The sequence below is a fragment of the Evansella clarkii genome (genome assembly GCF_002019695.1).
Classification (GTDB): domain Bacteria; phylum Bacillota; class Bacilli; order Bacillales; family Salisediminibacteriaceae; genus Evansella; species Evansella clarkii.
On sequence record NZ_KV917376.1, the window covers coordinates 3,019,845 to 3,045,467 of the forward strand.

Consider the following 25,623-nt stretch of genomic DNA (forward strand, 5'->3'; position numbering starts at 1 on the left):
GCCGTCAAAAATTAGTTGAAGCCGTGCCCGCAGAACGCGTCCGTCTGTAGCGTTAATCGAACAATAAAGTAACATTTTAAGATAATGTTCGTTTTAAAGATGAAAATCTTAAATTATGAAATTGATTCATTGGGATATTTTAAACGTATGGATATAATGAACATATTATCCGGATCGTTACATATAATAGAATTTTACACACCATTCATGTAAACTCTATGGGTAAATTATCATAAATTGAACTAAAGGAGTCTGTAAAAAATGAAAGTTTTATTTATTGGCGATATTGTCGGTTCACCTGGCAGGAATGCTCTTAAAGAATTTTTACCAAAAATTAAAGCGAAATTCCGGCCGGATGTCACCATCGTAAATGGAGAGAATGCCGCAGGCGGGAAAGGAATCACCGATAAAATATACCATGAGATACGTGAAGCGGGGGCTGATGTAATTACCCTAGGGAATCATGCCTGGGATAAAAAAGAAGTTTTTGATTTTATAGATGATGCAGATTCCATAGTGCGTCCGGCAAATTTTCCGGAAGGTAACCCTGGGACCGGCTACGTAATAAAAAAAGCAGGGAATAAAAAAATTGCCGTAATAAACGGCCAGGGCAGAACTTTTATGCCTCCTATAGATGATCCTTTTCGTGTGATAGAAGATATTGTAGAAGAGGTACGGAAAAAAACTCCCTTTATATTCCTGGATTTTCATGCAGAAGCAACGAGTGAAAAACAGGCAATTGGGTGGTATCTTGATGGGAGAGTTTCCGCTGTAGTCGGCACCCATACACATGTCCAGACAGCAGATGAGCGAATCCTTCCGGGAGGAACGGCTTATATTTCAGACGCAGGGATGACAGGGCCTTATGACGGAATTCTGGGGATGGACAGAGAAGTAATAATTAATAAATTTCTGACAAATCTTCCAGGAAGGTTTGAAGTAACCGGAGGGCGGGAACAATGTAACGGAGTGTTTATTACGCTGAATAATAATACCGGTCTGGCCGAATCAATCCAGAGAATTTCCATTAATGAAGACAGGCCCTTTTTTGACTGAAAAACTTATTCTGATTTAAACAGGTTTCGAATATATACAAAAAGAGAAACAATTAATAAGCCATTTTTTTGAGTATCATAGCGATGTGGATAATAATTATAGAAATAATATCTGCTTCGATATGTTGTATTAATCTCTCAACCACCATTTAATCTTAAGGAGGTTCGAAAGTGGAAGTATTAAAAGTTTCAGCAAAATCTAATCCCAATTCTGTCGCTGGTGCTTTAGCTGGAGTCATTCGAGAAAGAGGAGCAGCTGAGATTCAGGCAATAGGAGCAGGTGCGCTCAATCAGTCAATAAAGGCAGTCGCAATAGCCAGAGGCTTTGTGGCTCCGAGCGGGATCGATTTAATTTGCATTCCTGCATTTACTGATATTCAAATTGATGGGGATGAGCGTACAGCAATTAAATTAATAATAGAACCTCGTTAATTGAAAGATTGCTAATTTCTGTCCGGCCTCAGCTGCCGGGCAGTTTTTTTTCGTTTATGCCTCAGTGCTTTTTCATTGCTTTGATACCGGAACATCAGGATAATTCTGTTCTAGGCTGATGGAAGATGTGTTACAATAAAGGAGTAATAAAACCGGACCCAGATAAACGTATGTGCTTACATATTTTACCTGTTTACATTCCGTGTTGTTCTGTGGCACAGGATGCAGGGTCTTTTGTGAGGGGGAACGAGTACTTTTCTGGCGAAGTACATAACAATGTGTAAGCAAGCATAATTTCAATGAGACTTTTTAAATGCTAAAAGGGGTGTATTGACAAATGATCAAGCAGCTTTCCTGGAAAGTTGGCGGACAGCAAGGAGAGGGAATTGAAAGTACAGGAGAAATTTTTTCAACGGCTTTAAGCCGTCAAGGTTATTTCCTGTATGGGTATCGCCACTTTTCTTCACGTATTAAAGGGGGCCACACGAATAATAAAATTCGCGTGAGCATCGAACCGATGAATTCTATATCAGATGATTTAGATATTTTAGTAGCTTTTGATCAGGAAACGATAGATTTAAACCACCATGAACTTAGCAGCAAAGGGGTAATTATTGGGGACAGCAAGTTTTCACCAAAGCTTCCGGAAGGATGTAATGCAAGACTTTATTCAGTGCCATTTACAGAGATTGCAACAGAGCTGGGGACATCTCTGATGAAAAATATGGTGGCAGTTGGTGCAACGAGCGCGCTGCTTGGCCTGAAGGCGGAAGTTTTCCAAAGTGTAGTTGATCAGATATTTGCCAGAAAAGGCGCATCTGTAGTAGAGAAAAATATGCAGGCCATCGTAAAAGGAATGGAGTATTTTACGAATGAAGCAGAGGGTCTTACAGGTGACTTCCAGCTTGAAAAAGCAGATGGTCAGAAGCGGATGTACATGATTGGAAACGACGCGATTGCATTAGGTGCCGTTGCCGGAGGGGCGCGTTTTATGCCGGCTTATCCAATTACACCAGCATCTGAAATCATGGAATATTTAATTAAAAAGCTTCCGGAATTCGGCGGTACTGTTATTCAGACTGAGGATGAAATTGCAGCGTGTACGATGGCGATTGGCGCCAATTATGCTGGGGTAAGAAGTCTAACAGCATCTGCTGGCCCAGGCCTGTCATTAATGATGGAAGCTATCGGGCTTAGCGGAATTACCGAAACGCCATTAGTAGTTGTTGATACGCAGCGAGGCGGACCGAGTACAGGACTTCCGACTAAACAGGAACAGTCGGACCTCTTTGCAATGATTTACGGGACTCACGGTGAAATTCCAAAAGTGGTTATAGCTCCTTCTACAGTTGAGGAAGCGTTCTATGACACTATTGAAGCTTTTAATATCGCGGAAGAGTATCAGGTGCCGGTTATCCTCCTGTCCGATCTTGCTCTTTCTCTTGGAAAACAGTCGGTTGAGCCGCTGGATTTCAGCAAAGTCGAAATCCGCAGAGGAAAGCTGGATTTAAATACAGAATTACCAGAGCTGGAAAAAGGACAGTACTTCAAGCGTTATGAAGTAACGGAAGACGGGGTTTCCCCTCGTGTACTTCCAGGCATGAAAAACGGAATTTTCCACGTGACTGGTGTCGAACACAATGAACAGGGTAAACCTTCGGAAGCGCCTGAAAATCGTGAGGCGCAGATGGATAAGCGCATGAGAAAGTTAAATAATCTTACAGAAGTTTTCCCTGATCCAGTATATAAAGATGAGCGCCATGAAGAAGCGGACCTTCTCGTTCTTGGATTCAACTCCACAAGAGGGACTATCCAGGAAGTGCTTCCCCGCCTAGAAGCAGACGGTCTGAAAGTCAACCATGGACAAATCAGGCTTCTTCATCCGTTCCCTGCAGATGAGGTACAGGAAATGGTGAAAAAGGCGAAAAAAGTTGTAGTTGTGGAAAATAATGCGACAGGGCAGCTTGCCAGCCTGATTAAGATGAATCTTGCGATGCAGGATATTCACTCAATTTTAAAATACGACGGAAATCCGTTCCTTCCGGCAGAAATTCATACGAAATGCAAGGAGTTGTTCTAATATGGCTACCTTTAAAGACTTCCGAAACAATGTAAAACCTAACTGGTGCCCAGGGTGCGGAGATTTTTCCGTACAGGCTGCTATTCAGCGTGCGGCAGCTAATGTTGGGATAACACCTGATGATCTTGCTGTAGTTTCCGGTATCGGCTGTTCAGGAAGGATATCAGGCTATATTAACTCCTACGGCTTCCACGGCATTCACGGGCGCTCACTTCCAATCGCACAAGGCGTGAAAATGGCCAACCGTGATTTGACAGTTATCGCGTCCGGTGGTGATGGAGACGGTTTTGCTATCGGTATGGGCCACACAATCCATGCGATCCGCCGTAATATCGATGTTACTTATATTGTCATGGATAACCAGATTTACGGACTGACAAAAGGGCAGACTTCCCCAAGAAGTGAGATGGGATTCAAGACGAAGAGTACACCAAACGGTTCCATTGAATCTGCACTTGGTGTAATGGAGCTGGCCCTGTCTGCAGGTGCCGGATTTGTCGCCCAGAGTTTCTCCAGTGACCTGAAGGAACTTACCTCCCTCATCGAACAGGGGATCGAGCATAAAGGCTTCTCCTTAATTAACGTATTCAGCCCATGCGTTACCTTCAATAAGGTGAACACATATGATTGGTTTAAAGAAAATCTCACTTCACTATCAGATATAGAAGGCTACGATCCTGCAGACCGTGCTTCAGCTATGAGCACACTTATCAAGCATAACGGCCTTGTTAAAGGTCTGATTTATCAGGATAAAGAAAAGCCGTCCTATGAATCTCTTGTAAGTGGATTTAAAGATGAGCCTCTTGCCAGCCAGGATCTTGAACTGGGTGAAGAGCAATTTGAAAAACTTGTAAATGAATTTATGTAATAAGTAACAAAAACGATGCCAAATTCGGCATCTTTTTTGTTTTAAAAAGTCTGAGATGCTGGTCGTGGGCTGGAAAAACATCAGCGTTATTGATTTATCGGCGAAGTTTTCGCATTTATCAGCGAAATCATTATTTTATCGGCGAAATACGAAATATATCGGCGAAATTTACAATTTATCGGCGAAAAGAAATTTTTCGCCTGATAACCAACTACTCTTTTATATTTTTGTCCATACTCCATGGACTGTTCTGTTTACGAATACACGCCCCCGTGCTAAAATAAATTGAATCAACCTACAAAATAATAGATTCATAAGATCGTATAAAAGCAATCATATTTATTTTATAAAGGTGGGAAACAAATGGAGAAGAAAATGATGAAAGCGATCGTGAAGGAAGACAGAGCTCCAGGTGCTGTTCTCAGAGAAGTACCAGTTCCGGAAATCGGAGACCAGGAAGTTCTTATTAAAGTGAAAGCAACCTCTATCTGCGGCACTGACCTTCATATTTATACATGGGATGAATGGTCCCAAAGCAGGGTCAAGCCTCCTTATGTATTCGGCCACGAATTTGCAGGAGTAGTAGTGGAAAAAGGGAAACTTGTAAAGAATGTAGAAGTAGGGGACCATGTATCAGCAGAAACACATATTGTTTGCGGACACTGCCCGCAATGTTTAACCGGCCAGGCCCATATTTGCGCAAACACAGAGATTATCGGTGTGGACCGTAACGGCTGTTTTGCAGAGTATGTAGCACTTCCAGCAGAAAACATGTGGAAAAACGATCCGGCACTGCCTTTCGACGTGGCTAGTGTACAGGAGCCGTTTGGAAACGCTGTGCATACAGTGCTGGCTGGAGACGTGGCAGGTAAAACAGTTGCCGTTATTGGCTGCGGGCCGATTGGCATCATGGCTGTCGGAGTTGCAAAAGCAGCGGGCGCATCACAGGTTATCGCTTTTGACCTGAACGATTACCGCCTTGAACTTGCGAAAGAAATGGGAGCAACAACGATCGTCAATTCCAAAAATGAAGATCCACTTGAAGTTGCGTCCAGGCTTACTGACGGAAACGGAATAGACGTGATTTGTGAAATGAGCGGCCACCCGATTGCTATGGATCAAGGTTTCAAAATGGTTACAAACGGCGGGCGCGTATCTATTTTAAGCCTACCGGTAAGACCGGTTGAAATCGATGTTACAAATGATATTGTGTTTAAAGGAATCACTGTCCAGGGTATTACAGGACGCAAAATGTACGAAACATGGCAGCAAGTTTCCGGCCTGCTAAGCTCAGGTCAGGTTGACGTAAAGCCAATGATTACCCATCACTTTCCTTTAGAAGAATTTGAAAAGGGTTTTGACTTGATGAAAGCAGGAAAATGTGGAAAAGTGGTATTACACCCATAAGTGAAAAAAGGGAGGACTGTACTAATGAAAGGTTTTGAGTATTTAGAACAGGAATTGCAGGAAATGAAGGAAGAAGGAGTATTTCGCTCTTTAGTGCCTTTAGAATCAGACCAGGCAGCTACAGTAGTAATTAACGGGAAAGAAGTTATACAGCTCTCTTCAAACAACTATTTAGGATTGACAGCGCACCCCCGTATGAAAGAAGCTGCAGTAAAAGCGGCTGAAAAATACGGTGCAGGTACTGGTTCCGTAAGAACTATTGCAGGTACCTTCTCTATGCACGAAGAGTTTGAGAAAAAACTTGCTGAATTTAAGCACACAGAAGCAACGCTCGTGCTGCAATCAGGTTTTACAGCTAACCAGGCAATTCTGTCATCTATTTTAACAAAAGAAGACGTAGTGATTTCCGATGAGCTAAACCACGCTTCTATTATTGACGGTATCCGTCTTACAAAAGCTGCAAGAAAAATTTATAAGCATGTGGACATGGAAAGTCTTGAGGAAGCACTTAAGGAATCCCAGGGTTACCGTAAACGTCTCGTAGTAACTGACGGAGTATTTTCCATGGATGGAAACATCGCTCCTCTTCCTGAAATCGTAGAACTGTGTGAAAAATATGATGCACTCATTATGGTGGACGATGCTCATTCCAGCGGTGTTCTCGGTCGCAACGGACGTGGATCTGTAGATCACTTTGATCTTAACGGCCGCGTTCATATCCAGGTTGGGACGCTTAGTAAAGCAATTGGAGTACTTGGAGGCTATATTGCCAGCACACAGGCTGTAAGAGACTACCTGATCCATAAAGGACGTCCGTTTCTTTTCAGCACTTCCCATCCTCCGGCAGTAACTGCGGCATGTTCTGAAGCCATCGATATATTACTGGAAGAGCCGGAAAGAATTGATCGTCTGTGGGATAACACAAAATTCTTTAAAGAAGGACTTCATAAACTTGGATTTAAGACAGGCAGAAGCGATACGCCAATCACTCCTGTTCTTGTAGGAGACGGTGCAAAATCTCATGAACTGTCTGACAAACTGTTAACTTACGGCGTTTTTGCCCAGGGAATCGCATTCCCGACAGTTCCTAAAGGATCTGCCCGTGTCCGCACGATCGTAACGGCAGAGCACACGAAGGAACAGCTTCAGGAAGCTCTTGATGCATTTGAAAAAGCAGGGAAAGAACTTGGGTTAATCTAATCGAGTTTAACAGGAAGACTGACTTTAAAAGCTGTTTTGTATTATGGCTTGCAGGTCAGTCTTCCTTTTTGTGTCGAAAAAATGAACGGGCCCACCCTGCTATTGTGATTCAGCGAAAAACCCTTTATACTTATAGGTTGTGAGACATATATCCAATGAAAGTCTGAAAAAAATCCAAAAAAGGAGTTTCGGTATAAATGAATGAAGAACAGCGAAAACAGCAGACGCAGACTCTGGAAGGATCTGTTTCCGCGGACAAAAAATCCGGACTGGAAAAAGACTATTCCCAATATTTTCAGACGACCTATGTAGCGCCTGACCTGAAAAAGGCAAAGAAACGCGGAAAAGAAGATGTTGAAATCCATTATGATTTTGATATTCCTGAAAATATGAAAGGGATCGGAAAAGGAAAGAAGTTTCTGATCCGCACTTACGGCTGCCAGATGAATGAACATGATTCGGAAAATATGGCAGGAATCCTTCTGAACATGGGATTTCAGTCCACTTCCAGCACAGAAGATGCAGATGTTATCCTTCTTAATACATGCGCTATCAGAGAAAATGCTGAAAATAAAGTTTTTGGTGAAATTGGCCATTTAAAAACACTTAAACGGGACCGTCCCGAGCTTATTGTCGGTGTCTGCGGCTGTATGTCACAGGAAGAAGCTGTAGTAAACAGAATTCTCCAGAAGCACCAGCACGTTGACCTGATTTTTGGGACGCATAATATTCACCGCCTTCCGACACTGCTGCAAAACGCTATTTTTAACAAAGAAATGGTTGTTGAAGTATGGTCAAAAGAAGGGGACATCATTGAAAATATGCCCCGTGCACGTAAAGGACAGTTTCAGGGCTGGGTTAACATTATGTATGGGTGCGATAAATTCTGTACGTACTGTATCGTTCCGTATACACGTGGGAAAGAACGAAGCCGCCGCCCTGAAGATATTATCGAAGAAGTGCGCCACCTTGCACGAAATGGCTATAAAGAAATCACGCTTCTCGGTCAGAATGTGAACGCCTACGGCAAAGACCTGGCGGATATGGAATACGGACTCGGGGATTTAATGGACGAGATCCGTAAGATCGATATACCGCGGGTAAGGTTTACAACGAGCCATCCGAGGGACTTTGATGATCATTTAATCGAAGTTCTTGCCAAAGGCGGGAACCTTGTAGAGCATATTCATCTGCCTGTCCAAAGCGGCAACAGTGAAGTGCTGAAGCTGATGGCAAGAAAATATACACGTGAGCAATATGTAACGCTCGCAAATAAAATTAAAAAAGCTATACCACATGCTTCCTTTACAACTGATATCATTGTCGGATTCCCGAATGAAACAGAGGAGCAGTTTGAGGATACCCTTTCCCTTGTGAAAGAAATGGAGTATGACAGTGCATACACATACATTTATTCACCTCGTGAAGGCACTCCGGCTGCCAAAATGCAGGATAATGTACCAATGGAAGTGAAGAGAGAGCGTCTGGCCAGGCTGAACGAAGTGGTTAATGAAATTTCGGCGAGAAAAAATAAAGAATACGAAGGACGGGTTGTTGAAGTTCTTGTAGAAGGGGAAAGCAAGAAAAACCCTGATGTTCTTTCCGGACGTACAAGAACTAACAAACTTGTTAACTTTAAAGGGCCGAAATCAGCAATTGGCCAGCTTGTAAACGTAAAAATAACAGAAGCTAAGTCATGGTCACTGGATGGCCAGGCAGCAGAAACGGCAGAGGTGAAAAACTAATGGGAAATTATTCAAAACAGGAAGTTGTAGACCGCGCGAAAGAACTAGCTAAGATGATCGCTGAGACAGAAGAGGTAGATTTCTTCAAACGTGCAGAGCTGCAGATTAATGAGCATCTGAAAGTGCAGGAGATCATCGGAAAAATTAAATCGGAACAGAAAGAAGCGGTAAATCTTCAGCATTACCAGAAAACAGAAGCTTTGAAAGCTGTGGAGGAGAAAATTGATGCACTGCAGGATGAGCTGGACAGCATTCCTCTCGTAAAGGAATTTAAGCAGTCACAGCAGGAAGTGAATAATCTGCTTCAGCTTGTAAGCAGCACTATTTCCAATACAGTAACAAACGAAATTATTAAGTCAACTGGCGGAGATTTGCTCAAAGGGACTACTACAAAGAGTCCGTTTGACTCTCACGGCTGCTAGTATTTAATAAAAAATACGGAAACCATCGTTCTTCGGGGCGGTGGTTTTTATGTTGCACAGGAGAGGCGGCAGGCAGCTGGTTTATGGCAGTTCTTCAGCTATGGGTTTACCATGTATTGGATTTTAGCCGATAAACCAGGTGATTTCGCCGATAAAATTAATATTTCGCCGATAAATCACCCCACTTCGCCGATAAAAAAACAATTTCGCCGATATATTGGTAAAGCCTACGACAAATAATCCTCCGATCAAAATATTTCACGTACCGTATAATATTTAATAAATAAATCAAAAAAAACAATTCTCATTCATGAACCTCGTCTTGACGTCATATAAATAATTGAACTGTGGAGGAGAGTGCATGCTAATGAGTGCTGGTATCTTGTTTTCTTTTTCTCTCAAACTTGAAAAAAGAAATCCAAGAACTATTTTTTCATCTTCTTCATACGATGAATTAGGCAGAGATTAATTGACACATTGGTCATTTGTCTTGCATATGATGCAAGTGAAACCGTCTTGATTTTTAAGATTTTTAGTTTGCTGCGCGTCAATCAATTGTTTGAGGAGGGAAAAGCATGTCACCAGCAGACAGAGAGCTAAATTACAGAGAGATAATAACGAAAGCCGTATGCGGCAAAGGAAGAAAGTTTTCGCAGGCGAGCCACGCTATCACACCTGCACAGCAGCCTTCAAGTATTTTAGGATGCTGGATCATTAACCACAAATATGAGGCAGTGAAAAAAGGAGACGCAATTGAGATTAACGGCCATTACGATTGCAACATTTGGTACTCCTACAGCAACAATACGAAAACGAACGTGGCGACTGAGACGGTTTATTATAAGGATGTAGTTCCTCTTACAATGCAGGATAAAAACGTCCTTTCAAACCAAATGGAAGTAGTTGCCAGAGCCATACAGCAGCCCAATACGCTGGAAGCTACCATCGCTTCAAATGGAAACGATGTAAATGTCCAGGTAGAGAGGGAATTCCTTGTAGAAGTGATCGGGGAAACAAAGGTTTGTGTATATGTAAACCCTGATGGAATCAGTGATGACTGGGATGAGAAAGTCTGGGATTATGATGTAGAAGATGAAGACTTTGAGGATCTTGACCCGAACTTCCTCATGGGTGATTTAGAAGAATAGTCTGCCAGGGAAGAAGAGTGGTCTTCTTCCTTATTTCTTTTGTATTAAAATAATCTGCAATATAGTGCCGGTCAGTATATAGCTGGAAATCCTCCAAGCCAGAAACATTCAGTTTCATAAAGGAAAACAGGACAACCTTTTTTGCCGCACGACTCAACATAAGCCAGGAAGGAGGGGAAAACGTGAAACCGTGGGAGCAGCATTATGTTAAAACAATAAAAAAGGAACCCACTGCTGTTCAGTTAACCGTTACTGGAGAGGAATTCGTTCCTTTTACAATTGAATTTTCAGACGCAGAAAATAAGTGCCACCGGATCCACCGGCAAAAAGATGTTTCAAAATTTTATTCCGGAAAAGACATGCTCGATCTGGCAATGATGGCAGCTTACTATTCCGGCATACCCCATTTCACAGCAACAGTACAGCGTAAAGGGAAAGAGCTGGGCATAGTATCTCTTACTGAAGCTAAAACAGCACGGGAAATAGAATCAAAAGACGAAAATGCCGCTGAGAGCCCATTATCACTTTTAGGGGCTGATCTGGAAATCATGCTTCTGAACAAAACAACAGGCAGATTTACAGCAGTTCCTATGCAGTATGATTTTCAAAAGGAAATCGGGGTTGACCAGGCATTAATAAGAAAAAACCATCATTTTTATCAGCCAGTCATTGAACTGAGAGCAAGGCCCCAGCCTGCTGGGAAAGCACTTCATGAAGAATTTCGCCGATTGAAACGGATAATCGAGTCAAAAGCGAGGGCGAAAAAACTGGAAATCATATGTGAAGAAAATCCAGTCGGACGGTTTATGCTCGGGGGACATCTCCATGTTTCCAGCCAGAAGCCGACATACAGGAGAATTTCTCTTCTGGATTCACTGCTTACGATACCTCTGGCCTCGGCTCAGATATCTTCTTCTCTATCAAGAAGGCAGACATATGGGCGGCTTGGAGCCTGCCGGGTCAATAAATTTAATGGGTTTGAATACCGTAGCCTGCCAACATGGTTCCATTTAATTGATAACGGGCTTCCATTTTTTCAGTGGTCAGAAACTTTACTTTTTAATGAAACTCTGCCTGCTTTTCCAGTATCTGACGAAACCGCCAAAGCATACTACACAGGAGACAGGCAGCAATTAAAAAGAGCGGCGCAGGAAAGCTTTGAGAAGATCTCCTCTTACTTAACAAAAAATGAAGATGTGAGACTGGAAGACTGGCAGCATTTTCTGAAAGAATTAACAGATTAGCAGATCGAAAAACGTATGTTATAATTGGTTTATGACTAATTATGTCTGTTATTTGGAAAATAAGTACGGAGGGTAAAAATGGCAATTACAAAACCAACTCCTATGATAGAGCAGTATCTACGAATTAAGGCAGAATACGATGATGCCTTTTTATTTTTTCGTCTCGGTGACTTTTACGAGCTGTTTTTTGAAGATGCAAAAAAAGCTGCAAAAGAACTTGAGATCACTTTAACTCGCCGTGGAAAAGGGGAAGACAGTATCCCTATGTGCGGTGTACCATACCATTCGGCGGAATCATACATATCACAGTTAATTAATAAAGGCTATAAAGTGGCTATTTGTGAACAGACGGAGGACCCGCAGCACGCGAAAGGGGTAGTAAGGAGAGAAGTAGTTCAGGTTATAACACCTGGAACTGTTATGGAAGGGACCATGCTGTCTGAAAAAGAAAATAATTATCTTCTTTGCGTATCCGCTTTTTCAGAAAATAAGTTCGCCCTGGCTGCCGCAGATATGTCAACAGGTGAATTTCTTGCAACGGTTCTCACAGGCAGTCTGGAAGACCTCATTCATCAGGCGGCTAAGTTCAAAGCGAAAGAAATAGTGCTATCCTCCGCTTTCCCTGAAGATGACCAGAAAGAACTAAAGCAAAGGCTTGGTGTTACGGTTTCTTATGAGGAGGAACTTGGTGGAGAAAGTATTACAGGCCTGCTTCTCGATGAGATAGAAGATGAAAAGGCAGGAGAAGCATGCCGGCGGCTGATTCAGTATGTAAACCGTACAACAAAAAGAAGCCTGGAACATTTAAAGCCGGCCGTTTACTTTCTGCCTGGTGAGTTTATGGGGCTTGACGCTCATTCAAAGAGAAACCTTGAGCTGACTGAAACCATGCGGGATAAGAAAAAACAAGGGTCCCTTTTATGGGTGCTTGATAAAACGGAAACAGCTATGGGAGGCCGGCTGCTGAAACAATGGCTGGAACGCCCCCTTGTTTCAAAGACTGCCATAGAGCAAAGGCATGGTCTTGTAGAAGCATTAATAGAGCATTTCTTTGAAAGAGAAACACTGAAAGAACAGCTGAGCGGTGTATACGATCTGGAACGACTAGCAGGAAAAGTAGCTTTCGGCAACGTGAATGCAAGGGATATGATTCAGCTGAAGAGATCTCTGAGGGCAGTGCCGCAAATATTTGAAACTGTAAAAGGCCTTTCTAATGAGTTTGCTTCCTCTCTTATAAACGGAGTGGATGACTGCAGCGATCTGGAACAGCTCCTTGACCAGAGCATTCAAGAAGATCCCCCTGTATCCATAACAGAAGGTGAAATAATTAAGGATGGCTTTAATGCAGCATTAGATGAATACCGTGATGCGATGAGGAACGGTAAAACATGGATCGCGTCCCTTGAGCAGAAGGAGCGGCAGGAAACAGGCATCAAATCTCTTAAAATCGGATTTAATAAAGTGTTTGGCTATTATATAGAAGTAACACGTTCCAACCTTGGTTTACTTCCGGAGGGAAGATATGAGAGAAAGCAAACGCTCGCTAATGCGGAACGGTTCATTACGGAAGAGCTGAAAGAAAAAGAAGCATTAATCCTTGAAGCAGAGGAGAAAAGTGAAAAGCTGGAGTATGAATTATTTATGGAACTCCGTGAACAGGTAAAACTGTTTATCCGGCCTCTGCAGGAGCTTGCCGTTGTACTGAGTACCCTTGATGTTCTGCAGAGCTTCGGGGAAGTGGCAGAGCAAAACAGGTATGTAAAGCCTGAAATCCATCCGGAAGGCGGGGTTTATATAAAGGATGGCCGGCACCCGGTTGTTGAAAAGATGATCGACCAGGGCGAATATGTAAGTAATGACATTATCCTTGATGAGGAAGAGTCCATGCTGCTTATTACAGGCCCTAATATGGCTGGTAAAAGTACATATATGCGCCAGCTTGCGCTCGTTTCCGTAATGGCGCAAATCGGTTCGTACGTCCCTGCAAGTTCCGCAGTGCTGCCGGTATTTGACCAGATTTTCACAAGAATTGGCGCTGCTGATGATCTCGCCCAGGGGCAGAGTACCTTTATGGTAGAAATGCTGGAAACAAAGCATGCTGTTTCCCGTTCAACAGATAAAAGCCTGATTCTCCTCGACGAAATCGGGCGTGGTACATCCACATATGACGGGATGGCCCTTGCACAGGCTATTGTAGAATACATTCATGATGAGATCGGGGCAAAAACTTTGTTTTCCACCCACTACCATGAATTAACTTCGCTTGCTGACAATTTGCCGAAACTAAAGAACGTTCATGTTTCTGCTATGGAAGAGGACGGTAAAGTTGTTTTCCTTCATAAAGTGGTTGACGGAGCAGCTGACAGAAGCTACGGAATCTATGTGGCCGAGCTTGCTGAACTTCCTTCCAGACTCATTTCCAGAGCGAAAACAATTCTGCATGAGTTTGAGAATGAGCAGCATACAGCGATTCGTTCAGAAAAACAGATTGCTTCGGAAGCGGTCCCTGAACAGGAAGAATCCAAAAACGGAATTATGCAGCTGACTTTATTTGGTGAGGAACCATCGGAAGAGAAAATATCCGCCAAAGTCCATGAAGACACCGGTAAGCAGCTCTCCGAAGAAGAAAAGAAAATCATTCAGGAGCTCCAGTCGTTAAATCTCTTGCATGTTAGTCCGATTGAAGCAATTCAGCTGCTGGACAAACTGCAGCGTAAAGCAATGGGAAGACAGGATTAGGCTCCGGCAGAGTAAATTAGCAATAGAAGTTCTTAGAAAAAGGTGGTGGGACAATGGGTAAAATATTTCAGCTGGATGATCAGCTTTCCAATAAGATAGCAGCTGGTGAAGTGGTGGAGCGGCCCGCCTCTGTAGTAAAAGAGCTCGTGGAAAATGCAATTGATGCGAGCAGTTCTCAAATTCGTGTCGATATTGAAGAAGGAGGGCTGTCTCTCATCCGGGTACTTGATGACGGGGACGGCCTTGAAGAAGATGATCTTGAGACTGCTTTTTACCGGCATGCCACCAGTAAAATCAGAAATGACAAGGATCTCTTCCGAATCGCCACACTTGGATTCCGGGGGGAGGCGCTGCCAAGTATAGCTTCTGTAGCAAAAGTGACGATGAAAACGAGCAACGGAGGCAGCCATGGGAGCGAGATAAAACTTGAAGGAGGAAAAATTCTCCACAAGGGTTCTTCCCCACCAAGAAAAGGTACGGAAATAGCGGTATCTGAACTGTTTTATAATACTCCCGCCCGGTTAAAATACTTGCGGACGATCCCTACCGAACTTGGGCATATTTCCGATGTGTTAAACAGGATGGCACTCGCGCATCCGGAGATTTCTTTCCATCTTACACACAATGGGAAACCGCTGCTGAAGACGGCCGGAAACGGAGATCTCCTCAGGGTGATCGCTGCTATATATGGATCAGGAACTGCTAAAAAAATGCTGCCTCTGGAAGCCGAATCACTCGATTTTAAAATAGAAGGCTATATGGCACTCCCGGAAGTGACGAGGTCAAACCGGTCTTATATGACCACGATCATAAACGGCAGGTATATTCGTAGCTTTCCACTGATGAAGGCTGTCCAGGAAGGGTTTCACACCCTGCTGCCAATTGGAAAATTTCCAATTGCAGTGCTGAAAATTAACATGGATCCGATTTTAATCGATGTGAACGTACATCCATCAAAGCTGGAAGTCCGACTCAGTAAAGAGCAGGCGTTGCAGGAGCTTGTGACGGAAGCGATTAAAAAAGTTTTTCAAAAGACAAGGCTCATTCCTGAAGTCAACGCACCGAGGATAAAAAAACAGCAGTCGGAACAGCTTTCTTTTCAGCTGAGCCATGACGCTGGAGACAGTGTCCAGGGGAAAGAAGCAAAGGAGCAGACCGCAGAATATAAAGATGGAGCGGACTATCCTTCTGGGAAGAAGGTTGGTGAGGCGGCAAACATCCCTGCAATGTCAGGATTGAACAGTGAGACCGAACATACTTCCGTTTCTCAGGCAGAAGCAGAGAACGCTGGATATCCAGTAAATTCAGCCAATACAGCTTTTCATACTCCACAGCATCAGCAGGAAGAACAGAAAGGCAGCAGTTTCAATCCAGGGACCAGTGAAACGGAAATGGAGCAAGCTGTAGACACCTCTGTAATTCAGGAGCGTGACAGCGATACTTCTCAGGAAGAGCTGGAAGCACCTGGACAGGTTAACTCGGGTAGTTCCCCGGTTGATGAAAAGGAGCTGCCTGTTATGTATCCGATCGGTCAGCTCCATGGCACTTATATACTTGCCCAGAATGAGAATGGACTATATATTATCGATCAGCATGCGGCGCAGGAGAGAATTAATTACGAGTATTACAGAGAGAAACTGGCAAAGACAGCTCCTGAACTTCAGGATCTTCTCGTTCCTCTTACAGTAGAACTCACCCAGGCGGAAGAGGAAAGAGTCAAAGAGCGGGGGCATCTTTTAGAGAAGGCGGGGATTGTTCTGGAACCCTTTGGCTCAAGAACATATCTTGTCCGTTCCCATCCGGCCTGGTTTCCAAAGGGCCGTGAACAGGAACTTATCGAAGCAATGCTGGAGCAGGTTAAAGATAAGGAGACTGTTGATATAGGGAAGCTTCGGGAAGAAGCAGCAATATTGATGTCGTGTAAATCTGCCATCAAAGCCAACAGGTATTTAACTAAAGATGAGATATTCCGCCTTCTGGAAACGCTGCGTACATGTGAGGAACCATACACCTGTCCCCATGGGCGGCCTGTCATTATTCAGTACTCCACCTATGAAATGGAGCGCATGTTTAAACGGATTATGTAAAATAGGGAAGGGGAAGGATATATCTTTTAACAGGAAAATAGGTTTATATTTTCTTCCTTGCAGGTAAAATAGTAATCTGCGGAAAAAATCAGCAATGCAGAAGAGGCTGAGTGTATGAATAAATTACTTGTAACTACAGCTGGGCGACCTTCGGAAGAGACAGTGTACAGAGCAAAGCAAACGGCGAGGAACCTGAACGCTATGTATATTGAAAGGAAAAAGAGGACGGTGAAACAATTACTTGAGGCACATCGTTCGCCTCTTATTACAGCAGGGGCAGACAAGCTGGCTGTTTATCCTGCAGAACCAGATCGTCCTCCATTTTTCTTTCATCCTAATGCAGCTATGTTCCGGGCGAAACACTGGCTGAAAACAAAGGAGGACCCCTTAACGGACGCCTGCAGGATTCAACCTGGAGACAGTTTTTTCGACGCCACTCTTGGGCTTGCTTCTGACTCCATTCTCGCCAGCCTCGCAGCTGGAGTAACGGGAGAGGTGACAGGAGCAGAGCAATCTGAAATTATAGCTTATATTGTAAAACAAGGAATGAAGGAGTATAACAGCGGTCTCGCTGAAGTTGATGAAGCAATGAGAAGAGTTCGTGTTACAGGCACTTCCCACTTTGACTGGTTAAAAAAACAGTCAGATAACTCTGTTGATATCATCTATTTTGATCCTATGTTTGAAGAGGCGGTATCCGGTTCAGACGGGTTTGATGCAATGAGGCCTTTTACTGTGCATCAGCCGTTAACCGGGGAAGCTGTGGAGGAAGCCTTGAGAGTGGCGAAAAAACGTGTTGTGCTAAAAGACCATTTTCGGAGCAGCAGATTCAGCCGGTTTGGTTTTGAAGTGCAGGTCAGGCCTTCAGCAACCTATCATTTTGGTGTAATTGAATTAAACGGCTAAGGTGGAATTAAATGATGAAGCTAATAGTTATTGCCGGTCCGACAGCTGTTGGGAAAACAGACACTGGTATCTCCCTTGCGAAGGCGTTCAACGGGGAAGTGATCAGCGGGGACTCTATGCAGGTGTATAAAGGGATGGACATTGGAACGGCAAAAGTGACTCCGGAGGAAATGGACGGCATCCCCCATCACCTGATTGATATAAAAGATCCAAGAGACTCGTTTTCTGCAGCGGAATTTCAGGAGCGAGCCAGACAGTTAATTGAGGAAATTAATAATAAAGGAAAGCTGCCTATCATTGTTGGGGGAACCGGACTTTATTTAAATGCGGTGATTTTCGACTATGATTTTTCAGAGACAGAGGGAGACCTGGAATACCGAAAGGAAATGGAGGAGTTTGCCCGTCAGCACGGAGCTGAAGCCTTACATAATAAACTGAAAAGCATTGATCCTGCCAGCTACGGGCAGCTGCATCCTAATAACGTCCGGCGAATTATCCGGGCGCTGGAAGTATATAAGCTGACAGGCAAAACAATCGCAGAAAGGCCTGGGCAGCCTGATAAATCTCCTTATGATACTGCTTTGATCGGGCTGACGATGGAGCGGGAATTATTATATGAGCGAATCAATAAACGAGTAGATCTGATGGTTGATCAGGGGTTGATTGAAGAAGCTGAGCGTCTTTACCACGCTGGTATCAAAGATTGCCAGTCGGTTCAGGCAATCGGGTATAAGGAAATATATGAATTCCTCGAAGGAAGGCTTTCCAGAGAGGACGCCATTGAACTGTTAAAGAGAAATTCCAGGAGATATGCTAAACGGCAGCTCACATGGTTCCGGAATAAAATGGACTTAACCTGGTTTGACATGACTGGAGACCGAGAAAAAAAGCTGAAAGAAATTCACCAATTTGTGAAGGAAAGCTGTTATTAATAGCGAATATAGATAATAATGTAAATAGAGGGAGGCCTGCTTGACGATGAAACAGCAACCAGTAAATATTCAGGATCAATTTTTGAACCAATTAAGAAAAGAAAATATTCCAGTAACGGTTTTCTTATTGAACGGTTTCCAGCTCCGTGGCTTTGTAAAAAGCTTTGATAATTTCACGGTAATTTTAGATACGGACGGAAAACAGCAGTTAGTTTATAAACATGCTATCTCTACTTTTTCACCACAAAGAAACGTTCAGCTTAATAATCAGGAAAACAATAACGGATAAAAAACAAGCTTCCACTTGCTTTGTGGAAGCTTGTTTTTTAAAATTTATTCCCCATATCGGATCGCTTATGCAGGCTAGCTTATAAATCCTCTTTCTTTAATCTGCAAGGCCCATTCCGCCAGGTCGTCAAGAGGCTGTGTTGTTTCAAATGCCAGCTCATCCCGTAGCGTCTTTTTGTCTATTCCCTGGATGAGCTGATTAATTATATACGTTTTTCTCAGCTGCTGTGCTGATTTATTCGGCAGGCCTGCGCGCTGCATCTCCTGGCGAATCATTTTCTGGAGAGAAACTTCCGTGAGATTTTTAGGGCGGTTATTTTTATAATCCCAGCGGTATGTTCCTCTCTGATAGTCAAAAGCAATCAGGAATGGGGCATTGTCATACCGGTTAGGTCTTACTGGCTCGGGCACACTCATATAATATTGAAACAACTTCCTGCGGTCTTCCGGGTCAATGGTTTTTTTTCGTTTTTTCCCTTTTCGGCTGATTAGCTCAAGTTCATTTGAAGTGAAATGAATATGATCAAGTGTCAGGTTGGTGAGCTCCTGAATGGTTAGGCCGTAAAATATGATCAGGCGGAAAACAGCTTCATTTCTGTCTCTGATTAAATGGCGGTATTTAAGCTGGTTTTCAGTCAGCCCTCTGTCCGAAGGTAAAGTTTCAAAGATTCTTTCCACTTCTTCCGGCAGTAAAAACGGCGGCTCATCCGAAGAAAGGGTAACCTTTGTTTCATTAATAAAACCTTCAATTAAATTAACAGCCAGGTAATCTTCAAAATATAAAAACCATTGTCTGAGCACCGCCAGTATCCTTCTTATAGTGGCTGGAGCGTAACCAGCTTCTTCTGTTAAATACGAGTAATAAGCAGCGCCTTCGTCTTTTCCAGGCAGTCTTTGCTCTTTCTCATCATCACCCGCTTTTTCCAGCCAGGTAAAAAACTGTATAAGGTCATACCGGTAACGTCTCAAGGTGCTCGGCTGTTTTTCTGGAGAAAGGTAACTGATAAACCGTACAATTTCCTTTTCATAGTCCATACACTTCACCACTTTTGTAAGGATTAGTTAATTAGAGTATAATTCACTTTACTGAACTTTGTCCTGTAAAAACTTTTTATTGTAAGCTTTGGAGATATTTTTACATCAGCAGGTTTTGCGTAGGCATTTGTCACGTGTACGCACTGTCTGCGTATAGTAGTTGTGAGAGAATAATTTCCACTATACAATAGAGGATGGTGACCTCGATGGAACAGACAGCCAGAATGAGAAAAAAAGGGCAGATAAATGTTGTTCTTAAAAAGACAGCAAATGAGCCGGCCCTTCTCTCACAGCATACATCCGATCTTCTCCAGAAGCCGGAACACCACGCGTATAAAGAGATACAGCGTGAGCTTGAAGCTTTCGTCGGGCTTTCCGGAATAAAGGAATTTATGAAAGAAATATATGCCTGGCTTTATTTAAACCAGAAACGAAAGGAAAATGGCCTGAAAACCGGTAAACAAGTACTTCATATGGTTTTTAAGGGTAATCCGGGGACTGGAAAAACGACCGTAGCCCGTCTGGTGGCGAAAATGTTTAAAGAGATGGGCGTGCTCGAGAAAGGGCATTTAATTGAAGCTGAGAGAGCTGATCTCGTAGGTGAATACATTGGGCATACTGCACAGAAAACAAGGGACCTCGTGCAAAAATCTCTCGGTGGAATACTTTTTGTAGATGAAGCTTATTCCCTGGCACGGGGCGGGGAAAAAGATTTCGGAAAAGAAGCGATAGACACCCTCGTTAAAGCGATGGAAGACCAGCAGCATGCTTTTGTACTCATATTAGCAGGTTATCCAAAGGAAATGGACCGGTTCCTGAAACTGAATCCTGGTCTGCCTTCCCGCTTCTCCATGAAAATTACTTTTCCTGATTATACAGTCGACGAATTAGTAAAAATGGCAGAAAAAATGGTGCAGGAAAGAGATTATAAACTGGAAGATCGTGCAATAGAAACGTTAAGAGACTTGCTCGCCTTCATGAAAAGCAAGCATGAGGAGCATTTCAGCAATGGAAGGTTTATTAGAAACCTTCTGGAAAAATCAATCCGTGCTCAGGCAAAAAGGCTGCTTGATGAAGAAAGTTATGAAAGAGATCAGCTTATGTTAATTAAAAGCGCTGATCTTACAGCAGCCTTCCACAGCAGCGACCTGAAACTTGGATAATGCAGAAAGGGGAGCTAAATTTGGAGCCTCGTGTAAACATAGACGAAGAAAAAGTATTGCTGGTTGGGCTTAAAACACAAACAACGGACGAAGAAGCGTTTCTCTACCGGATGGAGGAGCTGGCGGCACTTGTTAAAACAGCTGGAGGCAAGGTAGCAGCTGAAGCAATTCAGAATAAAGACCGTCCTGATTCTGCCACTTATATAGGTAAAGGCAAGGTAGAGGAAATCACAGCAGTAATCGAAGAGAAGGAAATAGAGCTCGTAATCTTCAATGATGAGCTCTCTCCTTCCCAGCTAAGAAATTTAACTGACAGACTTGATGTAAAGATTATTGACCGCACCCAGCTTATCCTTGATATTTTTGCGCAGCGTGCAGGATCTAGGGAAGGGAAACTGCAGGTAGAGCTTGCCCAGCTTAATTACCTTCTCCCACGGCTGCGGGGGCAGGGCCAGATGCTTTCCCGTCTCGGGGGCGGAATTGGTACAAGGGGCCCTGGGGAAACCCAGCTGGAGACAGACCAGCGGCATATACGAAACAGAATGACAGATATTCGCCATCAGCTTGAGCAGATAGTTTCTCATCGTGAAAGATACCGAAGCAGAAGAAAAAGAAATCAGGCGTTTCAAATTTCCCTTGTCGGCTACACGAATGCAGGGAAATCCACTTTACTGAGTATGCTGGCGGAAGCAGATGTTTATGTGGAAGATCAGCTGTTTGCCACTCTGGATCCAACGACAAAAAAAATGAAGCTGCCATCGGGAATCGAAGTGCTCCTTACTGATACAGTAGGGTTTATCCAGCAGCTTCCTACTGCACTGATTGCTGCGTTTCGATCTACTTTAGAAGAGGTAAAAGAAGCGGACTTAATTTTGCATGTTGTAGATGGAGCAAACCCTGATTTTCCAAACCACGAGAAGACCGTTTATAAGCTGTTAGAAGAACTGGAAGCGGACAAGATACCACTTCTTACTGTTTATAATAAAAGAGATTTACTGAAGAGTGATTTCTTTGGCTTTACAGAGGGGCCATCTGTTTTAATAAGTGCCAGGGAGAAAGAAGATCTGGACAAGCTTCAGCGGAAAATCGAAAGTGTGATGGAGGAAAATTTCTCCCCGTACGTTATTCACATAAATGCAGCCGAGGGAAAATGGCTCCATCGTCTTCAGAAAGAGACAATTGTTTCTGAGCAAAAATTTGTGGAGGATAATGAACAGTATATCGTGAGGGGTTACGCACACCCGGACACAGCTATTTACCATGAAATGCAGAAGAGATCTGGCAGAGGAGAGTAAGATGAACGAAAACATAAAGAATTTACAACTGCTTGAAGAGTTTGCGGAAAAAGCACAGAAGGACCTGGCTCCGCTTTTTTATGAAACAGAGAAAATAAGTGAAGCAAATCAGCGGAAAGTGTTAAAGGCTTTCCGGGAACATCAAGTTTCAGAGTTCCATTTTAACCCATCGACAGGCTATGGGTATGACGATTCCGGCAGAGAAACACTGGAAAGTATTTATGCCCAGGTGTTCGGCGGAGAAGCCGCCCTTGTGAGGCCCCAGATCGTATCGGGGACACATGCAATCAGCACAGCTCTGTTCGGCCTGCTCCGCCCGGAAGATGAGCTGATTTATATAACAGGTAAGCCTTATGATACCCTTGAAGAAGTTATCGGGTTAAGAGGAGATATTGATGGGTCCTTAATGGATTTTGGCATCACTTATAAATATGTACCTCTTAAAGGTGATGGCGGAGTGGACTATGAAAATGTGCAAAGCCAAATTACCCCCAAAACAAAAGTAATCGGGATTCAGCGCTCAAAAGGGTATGATAACCGCCCATCGTTCACCATTGATGAAATAGGGGAAATGGTCCGGTTTATAAAGGAAAAAAATGAAGAACTTATTGTTTTTGTTGATAACTGCTACGGCGAGTTTGCAGAGATGCAGGAACCTGGAGATGTGGGAGCCGATGTGACGGCTGGCTCGTTAATAAAAAATCCAGGGGGAGGCCTCGTAAAAACAGGTGGCTATCTTACAGGTAAGGAAAAGTATATTAAAAAATGCGCCAACCGCCTTACTGCACCAGGAATAGGCAGTAAGGGAGGAGCTTCGCTTTACAGCCTCCTGGAAATGTACCAGGGACTTTTTCTGGCTCCCCACGTAGTAAGCCAGGCACTAAAGGGGGCGATGTTTACGTCCCGGTTTTTATCTCTTGCAGGCATGGAAACTTCTCCGGCCTGGGACGAGCCAAGGACTGACTTAATTCAGTCTGTCAGCTTTCCGGATAAAGATATGATGGTTGCTTTTTGCCAGGCAATACAGGGAGCTTCCCCTGTTGATGCTCATGTGAGCCCGCAGCCAAGTCCGATGCCAGGGTATGAAGATGATGTCATCATGGCTGCCGGAACTTTTATCCAGGGTGCGAGCATTGAACTTACAGCGGATGGGCCGCTGCGGCCTCCATACACTGCCTATGTACAGGGCGGGCTTACATATGAACATGTTAAAATTGCAGTAACTGATGCAGCGGCACGGCTTCTCAAAGAGGGGTTGCTTCGATTAAAAGAGGATTAAACAGGCAAGTAAGAGGGAAGGAGTAATAATATCCTTTCCTCTTTTCTTGCTGCTGTGACGGGCTTTGTGAAAATGTTTTGTTTTGTCAGAAAAATTAACGTGTCAGATAATCTGACACGATTTAACACAGGATAAATAATGTCCGTTAGAATACAGTTAAGCTAATAGTTAAACGAGTTACATAGTGAGCAGATCAATTTGATTTGCCGACTCGTTTACAACAGTAAGGAAAGTGGAAGGTTAGACTTACTAAGCCACACGACAAAGTGGCACAACATTCTGAGGAGGAGAAATTTTACATGAGCAAGTTTTCTAAAGAAGATATTTTACGAATGGCAGACGAAGAAAATGTACGATTTATCAGACTCCAGTTTACAGATTTAATGGGAATCATTAAAAACGTAGAAATTCCTGTTACCCAGCTTACTAAAGCGCTGGATAACTTAATGATGTTTGACGGATCTTCCATCGAAGGTTTTGTTCGAATTGAAGAGTCCGACATGTATTTATATCCTGATCTGGACACATGGGTTATCTTCCCGTGGACGCCGGAGAAAGGGAAAGTTGCAAGGCTTATCTGTGACGTATACAACCCGGATGGAACTCCATTCGCCGGAGATCCCCGCGGAGTATTGAAAAAGGTACTGAAAGAAGCGGAAGACCTTGGATTTACTGATTTCAACATCGGTCCTGAACCTGAATTTTTCTTATTCAAAAATGATGAAAAAGGTGAGCCGACTCTGGAGCTTAATGATAAAGGCGGATATTTCGACTTGGCGCCGACTGATCTTGGTGAAAACTGCCGCCGTGATATCGTGCTTGAACTGGAAGACATGGGCTTTGAAATTGAGGCTTCCCACCACGAGGTAGCACCAGGACAGCATGAAATTGACTTTAAATATGCTGATGCGGTAACTACATGCGATAACATCCAGACATTCAAACTCGTTGTTAAGACAATCGCCCGTAAACACGGCCTGCATGCAACATTCATGCCTAAGCCATTATTCGGTGTTAACGGAAGCGGAATGCACGCCAACATGTCCCTCTTCCGTGAAAACAATGAGAATGCTTTCTTCGATCCTGACACAGAAAATCAGCTGAGTGAAACGGCTATGCAGTTCCTTGCAGGGACATTAAAACACGCAGATGCCTTTACTGCAATTACTAATCCGACAGTTAACTCTTATAAGCGTCTTGTTCCTGGCTATGAAGCACCTTGCTATATCGCCTGGTCAATGCGTAACCGTTCACCGCTTGTAAGAATTCCTTCTTCCAGAGGTATCAGCACACGTATTGAAGTACGCAGTCCGGACCCTGCAGCGAATCCTTACCTGGCAATGGCGGCTCTTCTTGCAGCCGGCCTGGACGGAATCCGCAATGAAATGACTCCTCCGGAAGAAACGAACCGAAACATCTATGCAATGGATGAAGAGGAGCGTGATGCAGAAGGTATTAAAGCACTGCCAGCTACGCTGAAGGAAGCGATTAACGCACTGAAAAAGAACGAAGTTATCACAAAATCCCTTGGAGAGCACGCTTTAGAGCACTTTGTAGAAGCAAAAGAAATCGAATGGGATATGTTCAGAACCCAGGTCCACCCTTGGGAGAGAGAACAGTATATGAGCACGTATTAAGAATAAAAAACCCTTAGAGCCATAAAGGTTCTGAGGGTTTTTTATTCGTGGGTTAATTTTTATGCAGATGTTTTTTGACTACTTGCCCTCAATATACCCACATAAAAAAGCCAAAAAAAAAATTAAAAGTTACTTCAACACATCATTCATATGATCTTCGTATTTGCCAAGTGTATCTTGCTCAATTTTCTTAGAGATATCAGAATATATATCAGCAGTTGTTTGATAACTTTTATGTCCTAGCCGCCTTTGTACATATTCAAGGCTTTCGCCTGCTTCCAAAAGCATTACAGCATGTGTATCTCTAAGCGCATTATGGGTATTTGAGGGAGTCCCCCACGTTTTAAAATCCGTTCCAATGCGTTGAAAAAGATACTAAGCAAAAAGTTAAGCAGCTAATGGAGAAACACAATGATAACTTATTTGGTAAAAAATGCTTAGCCTATTCACTTGGCTAGCGGCAATCACTTTACATGCTTATGGTTTTAGTAAGTTTATTATTATCCTTGCTAACAGAAAATTAGATGCTGCCAGCTTTGTTGATCAGAGAAAGAAAGCATTAAAGACTCCATATATATAAAATACATTTGGTGAGTTAGTAATCCAGGTAAGAGAACAGTTAATAAACTTGAATTAGTGTTAGATAATGAGAGAAAGATTT

General features: G+C 43.3%; 21 protein-coding genes. 19 read left to right on the forward strand and 2 right to left on the reverse strand.

What is annotated here, in order from left to right; translation table 11 throughout:
* Nucleotides 1-261: 261 nt before the first annotated feature.
* From BK582_RS14045 to hfq, 15 genes are all read left to right on the forward strand, one after another.
* Complete coding sequence (locus tag BK582_RS14045) at nucleotides 262-1,056, forward strand: TIGR00282 family metallophosphoesterase (protein WP_078595663.1); 795 nt, start codon at nucleotides 262-264, stop codon at nucleotides 1,054-1,056.
* 170 nt (nucleotides 1,057-1,226) lie between these two features.
* Entirely contained in the window at nucleotides 1,227-1,487 is a 261-nt protein-coding gene (locus tag BK582_RS14050) for a stage V sporulation protein S (protein ID WP_078595664.1), read from the forward strand.
* 337 nt (nucleotides 1,488-1,824) lie between these two features.
* Nucleotides 1,825-3,567, forward strand: coding sequence for a 2-oxoacid:acceptor oxidoreductase subunit alpha (locus BK582_RS14055; protein WP_078595665.1), 1,743 nt, complete (start codon nucleotides 1,825-1,827; stop codon nucleotides 3,565-3,567).
* A 1-nt stretch (nucleotide 3,568) separates the two neighbouring features.
* Nucleotides 3,569-4,435, forward strand: a complete 867-nt coding sequence (locus BK582_RS14060) for a 2-oxoacid:ferredoxin oxidoreductase subunit beta (protein WP_078595666.1) — start codon at nucleotides 3,569-3,571, stop codon at nucleotides 4,433-4,435.
* 363 nt (nucleotides 4,436-4,798) lie between these two features.
* Nucleotides 4,799-5,842: an L-threonine 3-dehydrogenase gene (tdh, locus tag BK582_RS14065; protein WP_078595667.1), complete on the forward strand. Its 1,044-nt coding sequence runs from the start codon at nucleotides 4,799-4,801 to the stop codon at nucleotides 5,840-5,842.
* A 24-nt stretch (nucleotides 5,843-5,866) separates the two neighbouring features.
* Nucleotides 5,867-7,042 (forward strand): glycine C-acetyltransferase, encoded by a 1,176-nt coding sequence (locus BK582_RS14070; protein WP_078595668.1) that lies wholly within the window; start codon nucleotides 5,867-5,869, stop codon nucleotides 7,040-7,042.
* Between the two features lie 197 nt (nucleotides 7,043-7,239).
* Nucleotides 7,240-8,787 carry a tRNA (N6-isopentenyl adenosine(37)-C2)-methylthiotransferase MiaB gene (gene miaB / locus BK582_RS14075; RefSeq protein ID WP_078595669.1) on the forward strand — a complete coding sequence of 516 codons (1,548 nt, stop codon included), beginning with the start codon at nucleotides 7,240-7,242 and terminating at the stop codon, nucleotides 8,785-8,787.
* On the forward strand, nucleotides 8,787-9,209 hold the full coding sequence (locus BK582_RS14080) for a YlbF/YmcA family competence regulator (RefSeq protein ID WP_078595670.1): 423 nt from the start codon (nucleotides 8,787-8,789) through the stop codon (nucleotides 9,207-9,209). The genes miaB and BK582_RS14080 overlap by 1 nt, the downstream gene beginning before the upstream one ends.
* Nucleotides 9,210-9,784: 575 nt before the next feature.
* On the forward strand, nucleotides 9,785-10,357 hold the full coding sequence (locus BK582_RS14085) for an outer spore coat protein CotE (protein ID WP_078595671.1): 573 nt from the start codon (nucleotides 9,785-9,787) through the stop codon (nucleotides 10,355-10,357).
* Nucleotides 10,358-10,539: 182 nt separating this feature from the next.
* Nucleotides 10,540-11,601 (forward strand): putative amidoligase domain-containing protein, encoded by a 1,062-nt coding sequence (locus tag BK582_RS14090; RefSeq protein ID WP_078595672.1) that lies wholly within the window; start codon nucleotides 10,540-10,542, stop codon nucleotides 11,599-11,601.
* Nucleotides 11,602-11,685: 84 nt separating this feature from the next.
* Complete coding sequence (gene mutS, locus BK582_RS14095) at nucleotides 11,686-14,340, forward strand: DNA mismatch repair protein MutS (protein ID WP_078598018.1); 2,655 nt, start codon at nucleotides 11,686-11,688, stop codon at nucleotides 14,338-14,340.
* Between the two features lie 53 nt (nucleotides 14,341-14,393).
* Nucleotides 14,394-16,427 carry a DNA mismatch repair endonuclease MutL gene (gene mutL, locus BK582_RS14100; RefSeq protein WP_078595673.1) on the forward strand — a complete coding sequence of 678 codons (2,034 nt, stop codon included), beginning with the start codon at nucleotides 14,394-14,396 and terminating at the stop codon, nucleotides 16,425-16,427.
* Nucleotides 16,428-16,541: 114 nt separating this feature from the next.
* Nucleotides 16,542-17,333, forward strand: coding sequence for a class I SAM-dependent methyltransferase (locus BK582_RS14105; protein ID WP_078595674.1), 792 nt, complete (start codon nucleotides 16,542-16,544; stop codon nucleotides 17,331-17,333).
* Nucleotides 17,334-17,344: 11 nt separating this feature from the next.
* Nucleotides 17,345-18,265, forward strand: coding sequence for a tRNA (adenosine(37)-N6)-dimethylallyltransferase MiaA (gene miaA, locus BK582_RS14110; RefSeq protein WP_139368253.1), 921 nt, complete (start codon nucleotides 17,345-17,347; stop codon nucleotides 18,263-18,265).
* A gap of 46 nt (nucleotides 18,266-18,311) precedes the next feature.
* Nucleotides 18,312-18,554, forward strand: a complete 243-nt coding sequence (hfq, locus tag BK582_RS14115) for an RNA chaperone Hfq (protein WP_078595675.1) — start codon at nucleotides 18,312-18,314, stop codon at nucleotides 18,552-18,554.
* A gap of 74 nt (nucleotides 18,555-18,628) precedes the next feature.
* Here the strand turns inward: hfq and BK582_RS14120 are convergent, their stop codons facing one another.
* Nucleotides 18,629-19,588 (reverse strand): tyrosine-type recombinase/integrase, encoded by a 960-nt coding sequence (locus BK582_RS14120; protein WP_078595676.1) that lies wholly within the window; start codon nucleotides 19,586-19,588, stop codon nucleotides 18,629-18,631.
* A gap of 206 nt (nucleotides 19,589-19,794) precedes the next feature.
* Between BK582_RS14120 and spoVK the strand changes: the two genes are divergently transcribed.
* The 4 genes from spoVK (at nucleotide 19,795) to glnA (ending at nucleotide 24,962) form a co-directional block, all read left to right on the forward strand.
* Nucleotides 19,795-20,751, forward strand: a complete 957-nt coding sequence (gene spoVK / locus BK582_RS14125; RefSeq protein ID WP_078595677.1) for a stage V sporulation protein K — start codon at nucleotides 19,795-19,797, stop codon at nucleotides 20,749-20,751.
* A gap of 20 nt (nucleotides 20,752-20,771) precedes the next feature.
* Complete coding sequence (gene hflX / locus BK582_RS14130) at nucleotides 20,772-22,046, forward strand: GTPase HflX (protein ID WP_236939168.1); 1,275 nt, start codon at nucleotides 20,772-20,774, stop codon at nucleotides 22,044-22,046.
* Nucleotide 22,047: 1 nt separating this feature from the next.
* Nucleotides 22,048-23,325: a methionine gamma-lyase family protein gene (locus BK582_RS14135; RefSeq protein ID WP_078595679.1), complete on the forward strand. Its 1,278-nt coding sequence runs from the start codon at nucleotides 22,048-22,050 to the stop codon at nucleotides 23,323-23,325.
* Between the two features lie 299 nt (nucleotides 23,326-23,624).
* Nucleotides 23,625-24,962, forward strand: a complete 1,338-nt coding sequence (gene glnA / locus BK582_RS14140; protein WP_078595680.1) for a type I glutamate--ammonia ligase — start codon at nucleotides 23,625-23,627, stop codon at nucleotides 24,960-24,962.
* 129 nt (nucleotides 24,963-25,091) lie between these two features.
* Here glnA and BK582_RS27835 read toward each other — a convergent pair whose 3' ends face one another.
* On the reverse strand, nucleotides 25,092-25,322 hold the full coding sequence (locus BK582_RS27835; RefSeq protein WP_420841246.1) for a tyrosine-type recombinase/integrase: 231 nt from the start codon (nucleotides 25,320-25,322) through the stop codon (nucleotides 25,092-25,094).
* Nucleotides 25,323-25,623: the final 301 nt, after the last annotated feature.